General features: G+C 71.1%; 14 protein-coding genes. 6 read left to right on the top strand and 8 right to left on the bottom strand.

The features are described 5' to 3' along the window. Window positions 1-8: 8 nt before the first annotated feature. A complete protein-coding gene (locus tag OM076_RS03030; protein ID WP_270037905.1) occupies window positions 9-287 on the top strand; it encodes a putative quinol monooxygenase in 279 nt (92 codons plus the stop codon). Here the strand turns inward: OM076_RS03030 and OM076_RS03025 are convergent. Then, the gene (locus OM076_RS03025; RefSeq protein WP_270037904.1) at window positions 280-1,140 is read right to left on the bottom strand and encodes a DNA-formamidopyrimidine glycosylase family protein; all 861 of its coding nucleotides are present in this window, start codon (window positions 1,138-1,140) and stop codon (window positions 280-282) included. The two genes, OM076_RS03030 and OM076_RS03025, sit on opposite strands and share 8 nt — an antisense overlap. 25 nt (window positions 1,141-1,165) lie before the next feature. Here OM076_RS03025 and OM076_RS03020 point away from each other — a divergent pair, with 25 nt between their 5' ends. Further along, complete coding sequence (locus OM076_RS03020) at window positions 1,166-2,296, top strand: M20/M25/M40 family metallo-hydrolase (protein ID WP_270037903.1); 1,131 nt, start codon at window positions 1,166-1,168, stop codon at window positions 2,294-2,296. On the opposite strand, the gene OM076_RS03015 is transcribed toward OM076_RS03020, so the two are convergent. The 4 genes from OM076_RS03015 to OM076_RS03000 all read right to left on the bottom strand — a co-directional run bounded on the left by OM076_RS03015 (window position 2,282) and on the right by OM076_RS03000 (window position 5,850). Then, complete coding sequence (locus OM076_RS03015) at window positions 2,282-2,755, bottom strand: SixA phosphatase family protein (RefSeq protein WP_270037901.1); 474 nt, start codon at window positions 2,753-2,755, stop codon at window positions 2,282-2,284. The two genes, OM076_RS03020 and OM076_RS03015, sit on opposite strands and share 15 nt — an antisense overlap. A 34-nt stretch (window positions 2,756-2,789) precedes the next feature. Then, entirely contained in the window at window positions 2,790-3,125 is a 336-nt protein-coding gene (locus OM076_RS03010) for a PRC-barrel domain-containing protein (RefSeq protein ID WP_270037900.1), read from the bottom strand. Window positions 3,126-3,205: 80 nt separating this feature from the next. Beyond that, window positions 3,206-4,402: a glycoside hydrolase family 3 N-terminal domain-containing protein gene (locus OM076_RS03005; RefSeq protein WP_270037899.1), complete on the bottom strand. Its 1,197-nt coding sequence runs from the start codon at window positions 4,400-4,402 to the stop codon at window positions 3,206-3,208. Between the two features lie 68 nt (window positions 4,403-4,470). Then, window positions 4,471-5,850, bottom strand: a complete 1,380-nt coding sequence (locus OM076_RS03000; RefSeq protein WP_270037898.1) for a cellulase family glycosylhydrolase — start codon at window positions 5,848-5,850, stop codon at window positions 4,471-4,473. 106 nt (window positions 5,851-5,956) lie between these two features. On the opposite strand from OM076_RS03000, the gene OM076_RS02995 reads away from it, so the two are divergent. Together OM076_RS02995 and OM076_RS02990 are read left to right on the top strand one after the other, a co-directional pair. Next, entirely contained in the window at window positions 5,957-7,003 is a 1,047-nt protein-coding gene (locus OM076_RS02995; protein WP_270037896.1) for a phosphotransferase family protein, read from the top strand. Between the two features lie 227 nt (window positions 7,004-7,230). Continuing rightward, a complete protein-coding gene (locus tag OM076_RS02990; protein WP_270037895.1) occupies window positions 7,231-7,773 on the top strand; it encodes an RNA polymerase sigma factor in 543 nt (180 codons plus the stop codon). Here the strand turns inward: OM076_RS02990 and OM076_RS02985 are convergent. Beyond that, window positions 7,770-9,260: an aldehyde dehydrogenase family protein gene (locus OM076_RS02985; RefSeq protein WP_270037894.1), complete on the bottom strand. Its 1,491-nt coding sequence runs from the start codon at window positions 9,258-9,260 to the stop codon at window positions 7,770-7,772. The two genes, OM076_RS02990 and OM076_RS02985, sit on opposite strands and share 4 nt — an antisense overlap. Before the next feature lie 23 nt (window positions 9,261-9,283). Here OM076_RS02985 and OM076_RS02980 point away from each other — a divergent pair, with 23 nt between their 5' ends. Both OM076_RS02980 and OM076_RS02975 read left to right on the top strand, forming a co-directional pair. Next, window positions 9,284-10,450, top strand: a complete 1,167-nt coding sequence (locus OM076_RS02980) for an MFS transporter (protein WP_270037893.1) — start codon at window positions 9,284-9,286, stop codon at window positions 10,448-10,450. A 41-nt stretch (window positions 10,451-10,491) separates the two neighbouring features. After that, window positions 10,492-11,388 carry a hypothetical protein gene (locus OM076_RS02975; RefSeq protein WP_270037892.1) on the top strand — a complete coding sequence of 299 codons (897 nt, stop codon included), beginning with the start codon at window positions 10,492-10,494 and terminating at the stop codon, window positions 11,386-11,388. On the opposite strand, the gene OM076_RS02970 is transcribed toward OM076_RS02975, so the two are convergent. Together OM076_RS02970 and OM076_RS02965 are read right to left on the bottom strand one after the other, a co-directional pair. Then, window positions 11,381-11,836: a peptidylprolyl isomerase gene (locus tag OM076_RS02970; RefSeq protein WP_270037891.1), complete on the bottom strand. Its 456-nt coding sequence runs from the start codon at window positions 11,834-11,836 to the stop codon at window positions 11,381-11,383. The two genes, OM076_RS02975 and OM076_RS02970, sit on opposite strands and share 8 nt — an antisense overlap. A gap of 53 nt (window positions 11,837-11,889) precedes the next feature. Then, window positions 11,890-13,311 carry a DEAD/DEAH box helicase gene (locus tag OM076_RS02965; RefSeq protein WP_270037890.1) on the bottom strand — a complete coding sequence of 474 codons (1,422 nt, stop codon included), beginning with the start codon at window positions 13,309-13,311 and terminating at the stop codon, window positions 11,890-11,892. Window positions 13,312-13,336 lie beyond the last annotated feature (25 nt).

Below are 13,336 nucleotides of genomic sequence, written 5' to 3'. Positions count from 1 at the left end.
TATATTTTATGCCTGTTGGCGTGTTCGCGACATGGTTCCCGCTCCCCGGCCGCGAGGCCGAGGTGGAGGCGCTGCTGCGAACGATGCGCACCTACACCATGACCGAACCAGGGTGCGTGGCGTATGAGTTGCACCGCCTACCGACCGGTTTCCTGCTCTACGAGCAGTACGTCGATCTGGCGGCGATCGAGGCCCACCATGCGACCTCGTACTACCGCGAGCTGGTGGCGGGCCGCGGTCCGGCGCTCGTCGAGCGCCGGGAGGTCGTGCGCGCCGAGACTATTTGAGGAGCCGCGAAAGGCGGCGGTCCTTGAGGATCCGGCCTTCGGTCTGGCAATGCGGGCAGTAGCTCATGACGTAGTCCTCGTAGAACACGGCCTCGAGGACGGTCTCGCAGCGCGGGCACGGCTCGCCCTGGTGAGCGTGCACGCGCGTGGGCTTGGGGAACTTCTCCGGCAGCGGGAGCTGGACCTTCTGCTCGTAGACGTCGAGCACGCGCTGCAGCTCGCCGACCATCGCCTTGCGCAGCGCCTTGGCTTCCCGCTCGGACAAATCGTCGCCGCGCTTGAAGGGAGAGAGCTTCGCCGCGTGCAGGATCTCGTCGACCCAGGTGCGGCCGATGCCGGCGATGACCTGCTGGTCGCGCAGGAGCGAGTGCAGCGGGCGGGCCGACCCCAGCGTCTCGCGCAGGTCGGCGGGCGGATCGGGCCACGCATCGGGGCCCAGCGTCTTCAGCGACGGCTCCTCCTCGAGCCCGTCGAGCGTCAGCACCTTCACCCACGCCGCCTGCTTGGTGCCGAACTCGCGCAGCCGCAACTCGCGGTCTTCGGGCAGGCGGATCAGCACCCGCGAGGTCTTGTCGCGCAGCGAGCCGCGCTTGTCGTAGAGCATCAGGCGGCCGGCGCTCATCAGGTGCACGAGCAGCGTCAACGGTCCGTGCGAGGCCGTGTCCGCTTCCAGCAGGAGGAGCTTTCCGCGCCGGCGGACGTCCGTGAACGCCGCGCCGTCGAGCGCGCTCAGCGGCGGGTCGAACGTCTTGAGCGCGTTGATGCCGGGCGTCAGGACCGACTCGATCGTCTGCCCCGGCAGCTCCGCGGCCAAGCGACGGGCGGTGATCTCCATCTCAGGCAGCTCGGGCACAAACGAGCACGTTAGCCTGCTCGCGATGGACCCGTGGATCAGGGAGGCGGCGGCGGAGATCGCCGCGCGTGCGGCACGCGAACTCGAGGCCCTGGTGGCGGTCTCCTCACCCAGCGGTGACGTCCACGGCGCGAACGAGTGCGCGTCCGTGTGCACCGCGCTGCTTCCCGGCGAGGCGACGATCGAGCGCGTCCCGTGCTCCTCCCCTGGCCACGCCCAGGATCTCGTCGCCCGCCTGCACGGCACGGGCACGGGCAAGGCGCTGCTGGTCGGCCACGTCGACACGGTCGTCGCGCACGAGGAGCACAGGCCGCTCGAGCGCGTCGGCGAGCAGCTGCTCGGCAGCGGCAGCGTCGACATGAAGGGCGGCGACGTCCTCGCGATCGGCGCGCTGCGCGCGTTCGCGAAGCGTCCCGAGCTCTACGAGCAGCTCGCGCTCCTGCTCGTCTGCGACGAGGAATGGCGGACCGCCGACTTCGGGCACGTCGCGCGCTTCACGGGCTTCGACGCCTGCCTGTGCTTCGAGGCGGGGGAGCTGAAGGGCGCCGACGAGGGCGTCGTCGTCAAGCGCAAGGCGGCCGGCACGATCCACATCACCGCCCACGGCCGCAGCGCGCACAGCGGCTCGGCGCCGGACCGCGGGCGCAACGCGCTGCTCGCCCTGGCCAAGGCGGCGCAGATCGTGGCGCTCGAGCATGACCCGCAGGGCGTTGCCCACCTCACCGCGGTCCCCACGGTGATGCGCTCCGGTGACGCGTTCAACGTCGTCCCCGGGACCGGCGAGCTCTACTGCGACGTCCGCGCCGACGACCTCGGCGCCATCGAGCGCGTGCTCGAGAAGCTGCCGGCCGAGATCGACCAGGTCCGGATCGAGGCGGAGCTGATCCGGCGCTGGCCGGGGATGCACTCCGAAGCGGCCGTCGCGCCGGTGCTGGACGCCGCGAGCTCGGCGCTCGGACGCCGCGTGGCGCCGGCGGCGCGCGGCGGGGCGAGCGACGCGAGCCACTTCGCGGCCACGATCCCGATCACGATCGACGGGCTCGGCCCGCGCGGCGGGAAGGCGCACAACCCGGAGGAGTTCGTCCTCGAGGCGTCGCTGCAGCCGCGCGCGGAGGTCGCGCTGGCCGTGATCGTCGCCGCGCTAGCTGCGGCTTAGGGCTTCGAGTTCCTTGGGGCGGGTGAGCACGATCAGCTCGCCCGCGGCGCGCGAGGCGCGCAGCGCGGCGACGCCGCCCTTCTTGAAGTCCACCCGCGCGCCCGTGAAGTCGTAGACGACCTGCGAGAACGACGGCTCGTGGCCGACCACGAGCACGTGCGCGTCGTCGGCGTGGGCGTCGAGCAGCGTCAACGCGTCGACGCGGCTGAAGCCGTTCGCGAGGGAGTCCTCGTGGATCGGCTCGATGTTCAGATGGGCGCAGGCGAGCTCGGCCGTCTCGCGGGCCCGGACCTTCGGGCTCGTGTAACACGCGGCGAACCGCTCGGCGAGCGCGGCGAGCGCAGCACCGGCGGCGTCCGCTTGCCGGCGACCCCGGGGGGTCAGCTCGCGTTCCGCGTCGGGTTTTGCATCATGCGGCACAGCCTCTCCATGCCGCAGCAACCAGAGTTGAGGCGCCATACGGCGCTCAGCTTACGCGCTCTGTGCGCAGAGGCTACGCCGCGAGGGCGTAAAAGCTCTCCGGCTCGGCGAAGCGCCAGTAGCTGCGGGCGCGGTAGGGATCCTCGGCCGCGTGGCGGTTGTCGCTGAGCTGGGGCGCGTCCTCGACCTGCCACGCGGCGAAGGGCGTGCGGATGAAGAAGCCGTCGGACCACAGGTCCTCGACCGCGAGCATTCGCTTGCCGCCGAACGCGCCCTCCAGGCGCACGACGACGAGCTCCACCTCGCCACCGTCAAACGGCCATGTGTCGACGATCTTGCCGACGCTGACGCCGCTCCCGTCGATGACCTCGTGACCCAGCACACTCCATCGTGTCCATCGCTTCCGCATGCTCAAAACATCGGAACGGCGCGGGCTCCGGCGCACCGGGTCGAGACCCTAGAGACCGGAAACGGCGTAGGGTCGAGACCCTAACCGCAGCGCGCCGGGAGGCTCGCCTGTGCGCTCTTGAGCGCCGTCACGCGCCGATAGGCGTCCACCAGGCGGTCGCGCGAGAGCACGCCGCGTTGCACGCCGTCGACCAGCGCCTCGCGAGCCTTCGCGGCGGCGCGGCCGGTGGTGTCGACGAACAGCAGCAGGTCGACGCCCGCGGCGACCGCCCGGACGGCGGCATTCGCGAACCGCGGGTCCACGCTCGGGCCGGGCGCGTCGAGATCGTCGGTGACGACGACACCGTTGAAGCCGAGGCCGCGCAGGCGCCCGATCACGTCCGCGGAGAGCACGGCGGGCAGGCCGGTGGCGAACGCTCCCGACGCGTAGGTCGCGCTCGAGACCATCACCGAGTCGGCCCCAGCTTGGATGCCGGCCGCGAACGCCGCGGTCGAGCCGGGGTCGGCCGTGGTCGCACGCGTGTTGAGGTCCGTGTTGACGGTCGCCGAGCCGAGGCCGGGGAAGTGCTTGAGCGTCGCCCCGACGCCGCCTTCGTGAAGGCCGCGCACGAACGCCGCGACATGCGGGGCGGCGGCGTCGGAGGAGGTCGCGAAGGCACGGTCGTAGTGGGCGATGAACCCGCTGGGCGCGCTGGCGGCGTCCGCCACCGGGGCGAGATCGAGCGTGATCCCCCCGCGACGCAGGTCACAGCCGGCCGAGTGGGCGACCGCCTCCGTGGTGGTCGCGTGGCCGCGGCCGAGCGAGCGTGCGGAGCGGACGGGCTCGGCGTTCGTGACACGCCGGACCGCGCCACCTTCCTGATCGATCGCGACGAGCGCGGGCGGGCGCTTCCCGGCGGTCGCCGCGGCCTGCAATGCGCGGGTCAGCGGGCGGGCATCGCGGGCGCTCGTGTCGGCGACGATCACACCGCTCACACGCCCGAGCCGCACGTCGCGCAGGAGCGCGGCGCTGGGATTGGTGCCCCGCCGGACCGCGGTGACGACGAGCTGGCCGGCGAGCTCGCGCAGCGGCACCCGCGGGGTCGGGGTCGCGGTCGGGGTGGGTGTCGCGGTGGGAACCGGCGTCGCGACGGGCGTGGGCGAGGAGGCGGGCGGCTGCGCGGCGGCCGCGCCGTCGCCCGGCAGCGCGGCCGCGGCCGCGGCGGTCACGGTCGCGTCGACGAGCTTCGGGCGCGGCTCGAGCCGCGCCTCCTCGCCCGCGCAACCGGCGAGGAACACCAGCGGCAGCGCGGCGGTCAGCAGTCGCCGTGAGCGGCGCGGGAGGCGGTTCGCGGGCAGGACGCGGGTCAGTATCCCTGGACGGCCGGACCCGTGTAGGTCTTGCCGTCCGGTGCTGTCCACTTGACGCGGTAGGTCTGGCCGGACCGGTGGGTGGTCTTGAGGCTGTAGACGCCCGTGCTGGTCGTGTTCAGCGTCTTGAGCTTCTGCCACGACCCACCCTTGGGCTTGCGCTCGACGGTCACCGAGGAAACCGCACGCTGTGGGCGTACGAGGCCCCAGAGCACGTCGCTGGCGCCGTAGACCTCGACCGCGAGCGGCAGGCGGAAGCCCTCGTAGGCCGGCTTGGCCTTGCCGTCGGAGCTGCGCAGGCCGCTCTCGAAGCCGCCGTAGCGGTAGCCGGCCGAGCGCGGCGGGTCGTCGCTGAGCAGGTACTGCGAGAACGCCGCGACGCGCGGGTTCACGTACGCCATGTGCTCGGAGATCGCCAGATACGCGGCCTGCTTGGCGAGCGAGACGCCGGAGATCTTGTCCGGCGTGGACTGGATGCCGAACTCGGTCAGGAAGACCGGCAGGTGCGCCGGCAACGCGCCCGCGTCGGCGGCCTTGTCGAGGGCGGTCGTGAGCCGCGGCAGCACGCCGATCGTCACGTCATCCTGGTTGGCCGGCTTGAAGCGCGGCCCGGCGCTCGTCGTGTAGGCGTGGTGGGCGTAGCCGTCGGCGTCGAGCTCGCCGCAGGACTTCGACTTGCGGTACTTGGAGTCCAGGCACAGCATCCCGCGCAGGAACGCCAGCGGATGGACCACGTTCGAGTTGCCGCGCGGCGACGTCTCGCCGATCAGGATCGTGTCGTTGGCGTTGGCGGGCGTCGAGCGCAGACCGGCGTAGGCCGCCTGGTAGAGCTTGCGATAGAGCTTCGGCGACGCCGGCTTGCCACCGCTGTACTGCGGCTTGAGGAACTGCGGCTGGTTGGGCTCGTTCCAGATCGACCACGTGCTCACGGAGGTGCCGTAGCGCCGGCCGATCGCGGTGGCGAAGGCGCCGAACTCCTTCGGGTCCGGGTCCGTGAGGTCGTCCTTCTTGGCCTTGGTCGCCCACTTCGGCACCGGCCCGGTGAGCGTCAGCGTGACCTGGACGTTGTGCGCCTTGGCGGCGGCGATCAGCCCGTCGAGGGCGTCCCACTTGTCCGCGGGATACGCGTTCGGGTCCGACGCGTCGAAGTTCGGCTTGGTCTTGGAGTCCGGGTCCGGGGCGAAGTCGCGCCAGTAGACGAGCTGACGCACGTGGGTGACGCCGAAGCCCGTGATCTGGTCGAGCGTCGCCTCACGCGACGACGCCGAGAGCAGCTCGCGGGGCGCTTCGAAGGTCACGATCTGCCGCGGCGAAGCGGACGCGGCGGCGGGCCAGCACAGGGCGGCAAGGAGAAAGATCGGGAAAAGTCGTCGCATAAAAGGGGGGAAGGCCAGCCGTAAGGGGGAGTGCCGGCTCATTACTCCCAACGCACCGCATACCCAGAGGTCGCGCTGCTTATTGACAGTTTACGATCGGACGCGCTTGACCACGATCGTCGACACTCCGGAGGAGGCGGCAGCGCTCGAGCTTGCGCCGCTGCTGATCCGCCGCCCGCTCGAGGCCTTCCTCGACGCCCACGGGCTCGGGAGCGGCCCGCTCGACGCCGAACCGGTCGGCGACGGGCACTCCAACGTCACCTACGTTATCCGGCGCGATGGCGGCGAGTGGGTGCTGCGCCGCCCGCCGCGCCCGCCGCTGCCCCCCAGCGCCCATGACGTGCTGCGCGAGGCGTTCCTGCTGAAGGCGCTCGAGCCGACCGCCGTGCGCCTCCCGAAGGTCCTCGCCACCTGCGACGACGACGCCCTGCTCGGCGTCCCCTTCTACGTGATGGAGCGCATCGACGGCGTCGTCCTCAACGCCGAGCTGCCCGATGGGATGGAGCCGCGGCGCATCGGCGAAGAGCTCGTCGACGCGCTGGTCGAGGTCCATGACGCCGATTGGCGCGCCGCCGGCCTGGAAGGCTTCGGCAAGCCCTCGGGCTACCTGGAACGCCAGCTGCGCCGCTTCGGCGGCCTCTGGGAGCACAACAAGACGCGTGAGATCGGCGCGCTGGACGAGGTGACGCGGTGGCTCGGCGCGCACATCCCCGAGTCCGGCCCGGCCACGATCGTCCACGGCGACTACCGGCTCGGGAACGTGATGTTCACCGGCGAGCGCCTGAGCGCGATCTTCGACTGGGAGCTCGCGACGATCGGCGACCCGCTGGCCGACATCGGCTACCTGCTCGCCACCTACGCGCAGCCGGGCGACGGCGACAGCACCGTCGCATCGCTGACCACGGTCACCCGCACGCCGGGCTTCCCGACCCGCGACGAGCTCGTCGCCCGCTACGAGCAGCGCTCGGGACGATCGATGTCCAACGTGCCGTGGTATACGACGCTCGCCCTGTGGAAGTCCGCGATCTTCCTCGAGGGCTCATACAAGCGCCGGCTGGCCGGTACCACCGAGGATCCGTTCTTCGACCGCCTCAAGGACGGCGTCCCCGAGATCGCCGAGCGCGCTCGGCGCACTGCCGCCCGCGCTGAATAGGACACACGTCCACTGGACGCATGTCTGACTTCAGTTTGTGCACTGACAGTGGGAGTCTTGAGCCCACTCCGGCATGGATCGTCGGAGCACTTCGGACAAGGGCAAGGTTGCTCATCTCTCAAGGAATGGGACAGGTGGCGGTTCGCCGGGCGGCGGATCGTCTCGAGGCGACGGCGGCACGGTCTGGGTACCGTCGCCGCCGTCAACTCGTTCATCCGCCGGACGCGGTGGCGCTGGTCGCCGCCGCCACCGAACGCGCCCGCGACGGCGACGAGGATGCCCTCCGGCTGCTGTACCTGCTCTACGCCGACAACGTCTTCGGCTTCGTGCTGGCGATCGTCCACGACGAGCACGACGCCGAGGACCTGACCAGCGAGGTGTTCGCACGCCTGCCACGGGCGCTCTCCCATTACCGGACGAGCGCCACCCCCTTCGTGGCCTGGCTGCTGCGCGTCGCCCGCAACGCCGCGCTCGATCACCTGCGGGCGCAGCGTTCGGTGCCGTTGGCCGAAGTCCCGGCGACCGCGTCGGAGACCGAGTGGCACGCCCACGAGCGCCTCGACGACCTGCGCGCCGCCCTGGAGGCGCTGCCGGCCGATCAGCGCCAGGTGATGGTCCTGCGACTGATCGCGGGGCTCACGCCGGGTGAGGTCGCCGAGCGCCTCGGCCGCTCGGTCGATGCCGTCCACGCCCTGCAACACCGCGCCCGGCGCAGGCTGCGCGAGGAATTGACGCAGGCCGGCTGGGCACCCACGGCGAATGCTGCTTAGCGGTGACCCCGGCCATAGAAGAGCTCAATGCCGCGCGTGATCGCCCCCGTGATCTTCGCGTTGTACGGGAAGTAATGGATCTCCCGCTTCGGCGCGAAGCGCGTGACCATCAGCGCCTGCTGGTGGGTGTACTTGCGCAACCCGGCCGGGCCGTGGCGAACGCCCATGCCGGAGTCCTTCCAGCCGCCCATCGGCAGCTCGAGCGCCAGGTAGTTCAACGCCGCGTCGTTGACGCAGACCGCGCCGGCGTCGATCCGGCGCGCGACGCGCTCGCCCTTGGCCAGATCCTTGGTGAAGACGGCGGCGCCGAGTCCGTAGGGCGAGTCGTTGGCCTGGCGGATCGCCTCCTCGGCGTCGGCGACCTTCATCACCGGAAGCGTCGGCCCGAACGTCTCCTCGGTCATCGCCGTCATCGAGTGGTCGACGTCGGCGATCACGGTCGGCTCGTAGAAGCGGCCCGTGCCGGCGCGGACGTGCCCGCCGGTCGTGACCCGCGCCCCCGCGTCGCGCGCCTGCTGCACGTGGCGCTCCACGATCTCGACCTGCGGCGGGAAGGTCATCGCGCCCACGTCGACGGTCCCCGCGGCGCCGGGCGGGCCCTGGCGCAGCGCCTTCGTCTTCTCCGTCACCTTCGCGACGAACTCGTCATAGACCGGCGCCTCGACGTACACGCGCTCGATCGAGATGCAGGTCTGGCCGCCGTTCTGCATCGAGTAGTAGACGGCGGCGTTGGCCGCGCGCTCGAGGTCCGCGTCGGCCAGCACGATCATCGGGTCCTTGCCCCCGAGCTCCAGCGACACCGGGGTCAGCGTCTGCGCGGCCCGCTCCATCACCTTCCGGCCCGTACGCGTGGAGCCGGTGAACATGACCATGTCCACTTCGTCGATCAGCGCGGCACCGGTCTCGCCGGTGCCCACGGCGACCTGGAAGACCCCGTCAGGAAGGCCTGATTCATGCAGCCCGCGCTCGAACAGCAGCGAGGTGAGCGGCGTAACCTCGGATGGCTTGACGATGACGGCATTCCCCGCGGCGAGCGCTGGGATGGCGTCCCCTACGGAGTTGACGAGCGGGTAGTTCCAGGGACCGATCACGCCGACGACGCCGAGCGGGCGGTAGCGGACGACCATCCTGCGCCCGAGGACGAAGGGGTTGAAGGTGTGGACCTTCTCGTCCGCAAGCCATTTGGGCGCCTTTTTCGGCCAAAAGCCAAGCGCGTTCGCGCCGTAGGCGACCTCCACCAGCATGGCGTCCTCGCGCGTCTTGCCCGTTTCGCTCGAGATCGTGTCGGCGACCTCATCCGCGTGCTCGATCAGCCACTTCTGTGCGCGTTTGAGGATCCGTCCACGGCCTTCATAGCCGAGCGCCTCCCAGCCCGGCTGGGCTGAGCGGGCGCGCGCCACGAGCGCGGCGACGGCGTCGGGAGGCGTGACCTCCACGTCGCGGACGTGCGCGCCGGTCGCCGGGTTCTCGACGGAGATCGTGGCCATATGCGGAGCCTAGCCTGGTGGGCGTGTCTTCTCGCCTGGTGCTCCTGCTGGCGGTCGCCTGCGGAGCGACCGTGGCGAACCTGTACTACGCCCAACCGCTGCTGGACACGATCGCCGGCGCACTGAACGTCTCCTCCGGCACGGCGGGTCTGCTGGTCACCGCGACCCAGGCCGGCTACGTGACCGGGCTGGTCCTGATCGTCCCGCTGGGAGACCTGCTGCAGCGGCGCAAGCTCGTCTCGCGGCTGCTCGTGCTCGACGCGCTCGCACTCGCCGTGGCGGCCGTGTCGCCCTCCTTCGGCGTGCTCGCGGCCGCCCTGGCCGTCGTCGGGGTGTCGAGCGTCGCGGCGCAGGTGCTGGTGCCCTTCGCGTCCTCGCTGGCGGCCGAGGACGAGCGCGGGCGCGTCGTCGGCCAGGTCATGAGCGGGCTGATCCTCGGCATCCTGCTGGCCCGGACGGTCTCCGGCTTCGTGGCCGAGCTCGGCGGCTGGCGGGCGATCTACGGCCTGGCGGCGGGCGCGATGCTGGTCCTGGCCGTCGTCCTGCGCCGCACGCTGCCGGTCGTCAAGCCACCGGAAGGCCGGCTCGGCTACGGCGGCCTGCTGCGCTCGGTGGGCGCGCTGATCCGCGAGGAGCCGGTGCTCCGGCTGCGGATGGTGTTCGGCTTCCTCTCGATGTTGACGTTCAGCGGGTTCTGGACGTCGATCGCGTTCCTGCTGTCCGGCCCCGACTACGGCTACAGCGAAGCGGTGATCGGGCTGTTCTCGCTCGCGGGGTTGGCCGGGGTGGCGATGGCGGCGGTCGCGGGACGGGTCGCCGACGCCGGGCATCAGCTCGCCGGGACGCGCTTCGCCGCCGCGGCCACGCTTGCCGGCTGGGGGCTGCTCGCGCTCGCCGCGCACTCGCTGGCGGCGTTGCTCATCGGGATCGTGATCCTGGACCTCGGCGTCCAGGCGACGCAGATCCTCAACCAGAGCGTGATCTTCCGGCTGCGCCCGGAGGCGCGCTCGCGGCTGAACACCGCCTACATGACCTGCTATTTCGCCGGTGCGGTCAGCGGGTCGGCGGGTGCGTCGTTCGCGTGGGAGCACGGCGGCTGGGCGGCCGTGAGCGCGGCGGGCGCGATCGGCGCCACGCTCGGGCTCCTCGCCACGGCGGTGCGCGTGAGGGTGAGGTCGGCCTCGACCTAGGTGGATCGCCCGGCGGCGACCGCCGCGGGAGCCTCCGTGGCATGCCAACCAAACTCCCATGGGCGGCTGCGCTGACCGCTGTGCTGCTCCTCACCCCCGCCGCCTCCGCCGCTGCCGCGACCCTGGGCCAATCGTCCCTCCCTTCGCCGATCCGGGCCTACCGCGACCAAGCGGTCTGGAGCGCCGCTCCGGCGGGATCGACGACCTCCACGCTGATGCTCTCCCAGCCCGGCGGCGTGACCGCGCTCGACATCCACCGCCACCGCGCGCCGGTGCAGGCCACGGTGTCGCGAGGGCCGTCCGGCAAGCCCGCGATCGTGGCCGTCGGAGGCCGTGAGCTGTTCCTGCTCGACCCGGCGACCGGCGCGCGCACGCTGGTGGCCACCGGCCACGTCGCGGCGCGCTCGCCCGTGCTGTGGGGCGACCGGCTCGCGTGGATCGAGGGCCGTGACCGCATCTACACAGCGACGATCGGGAACAAGGGCGTGCGCAAGGTCGCCGCGCCCGGTGGCGGCGGCGCGCTGCTCTACGAGCTCGGCCTGCTCGGCAACCAGCTCGCGATCTCGCTCAACGACGGCGGGACCGAGGGCGATGCCCAGGTCTGGCTGCAGGAGCTCGACGGCTCCCGGCGCCACCTCGTCCGCAAGGTCTCAAGCGGCGAGGGCGACCGGTCCTACGTCGGCCTCTCCTTCGACGGCGGCGCGCTGTACTTCGCGCAGGTCTGCTCCGGCGACCCGTCGGGCTGTCCCGGCCACGGCATCGCCTATCGCTACCGGTCCGGGCGCGTGAGCACCGCGTCGGTCCCGCTCGACCTCGGCGGGTTCGCTCAAGCGAACGGTGCGAGCTACTGGGTCACGCAGAACTACGGCGCCTGTCTCGACGAGCAGGGCGAGGATGCGCCCTGCTCGGTCGAGCGCACGCGGCTGCGGTTCAGGTGATCGTCAGCTTGTCGATCTTGGCGTCCTCACGCGGCTTGTCACGGCCGTCGGTGGGGAGCCCTTCGAGCGTGTCGACGACGTCCATGCCGTCCGTGACCTGCCCGAAGACGGTGTGCTTGCCGTCGAGCCACGGCGTGGCCTCGAGCGTGACGATGAAGAACTGCGAGCCGTTGGTGTTCGGGCCGGCGTTGGCCATCGCCAGCGAGCCGCGAACGGCCTTGTGGTCGTTGATCTCGTCCTCGAACGTGTAGCCCGGTCCGCCGGTGCCGGTGCCCTGCGGGCAGCCGCCCTGGATCATGAAGTCCTTGATGATCCGGTGGAAGATCAGGCCGTCGTAGAAGCCGTCAGCAGCCAGCTTCTTGAAGTTCTCGACGGTCTTCGGAGCGTCCTCGTCGAACAGCTCGATCGTGATGTCACCGTGATTGGTGCTCATCGTGGCGACGGACATGTCAATACCTCCATTTCGGCCTCCGTCCTCGCAAGCTCGGACTTCGGACGACGTTACGGTCGGATGGGCTCAAAGGCCAGGGGCTTCCCCTGCACCTCGGTCACGCGCTCGATGATGGCGGAGACGGCGTCTTCCGGGATCTCCAACAGCGCGAAGCGCTCGAGCACGCGGACGTTGCGGATCGCTTCGCCGTCCAGCCCGCCCGCCGTCATCGCGGCGATCAGGTCGGCGGCCTCCACACCCTCGTGGCGGCCGGCGGTGGCGATCAGCTTCGTGTACCCGCCGCCGTTGGTCACGATCGCGTCGTGCGGCTTGACGTGGTGGCGGCGCGGGCGCGGCTCGGACGGCGTCGTCGGGGCGACGCGGGCGCCCTCGGTCCACGGCGCGATGGTCGTGGACGCATGGCGCTCGATCGCCTCGAGGTCGCGCCGCTGACGTGGCTCGACGAACGTGATCGCGCGGCCGGAGCGGCCGACGCGGCCCGTGCGGCCGATGCGGTGCACGTACACGTCAGGCGAGGTCGGCACGTCGAAGTTGACGATGTGCGTGACCGTCGAGATGTCCAGCCCGCGGGCGGCGACGTCGGTGGCGACGAGGATCGTCGTGCGGCCGCCCTTGAAGCCGATCATCACGCCGTCGCGCGCGCCCTGGCTCATGTCGCCGTGCAACGCCTTGACGTTCATGCCCTTGTCGCGCAGCGTCCGGTAGAGCTGCTCGGTGCGGATCTTGGTGCGGGCGAAGACGATCGCCTGGTCAGGACGCTCGGACGCGAGCACCCGCGCGAGCGTCTCGACCTTGTCCTGCGCCTTGGTCTCGACGTAGAACTGCTCGACCGTGTCGATCGTGAGCGTCGCCGCCTTGACCGTGACCATCACCGGGTCATACAGGTGGCGCTCGGCGAGGCGCTTGATCTCGTTCGGCATCGTCGCGCTGAAGAGCGCGGTCTGGCGGCTGCCGGGAGCGAGGCTGAGGATCTTCTCGACGTCCTCGAGGAAGCCGAGGTCCAGCATCTCGTCGGCCTCGTCGAGCACGATGAAGCGGCAGGAGTGCAGCACCAGGGAGTGGCGGCTGATCAGGTCCAGCACGCGGCCGACGGTGCCCACGACGACCTGGCCGCCCTGGCGCAGTTGCGCCTGCTGCGTGCGGATCGGCGCGCCGCCGAACACGGCCACGGGGTCGATCCCCTTCGGCGCGCCGTACGCGCGCAGCGCCTGCGTGACCTGGATGCACAGCTCGCGCGTCGGGGTCAGCACGAGCGCTTGGACGTCGTCCTCGGTCGGATCCACGGACTCCAGGAGCGGAAGGCCGAAGGCGGCGGTCTTGCCGGTGCCGGTCTGGGCCTGGCCGATCACGTCCCGGCCTTCCAGGAGCGGCGGGATGGCCTGCTCCTGGATCGGGCTCGGCGATTGATAGCCGACGTCGTTGAGGGCCTGCAGGAGCTTCTCGGACAGTCCGAGATCGGCAAAAGTCGTCATTCCGACCAAGCAGGCTAGCGGTGTG

Source organism: Solirubrobacter ginsenosidimutans (genome assembly GCF_027587205.1).
This window is presented reverse-complemented; position numbering and strand designations above follow the sequence as displayed.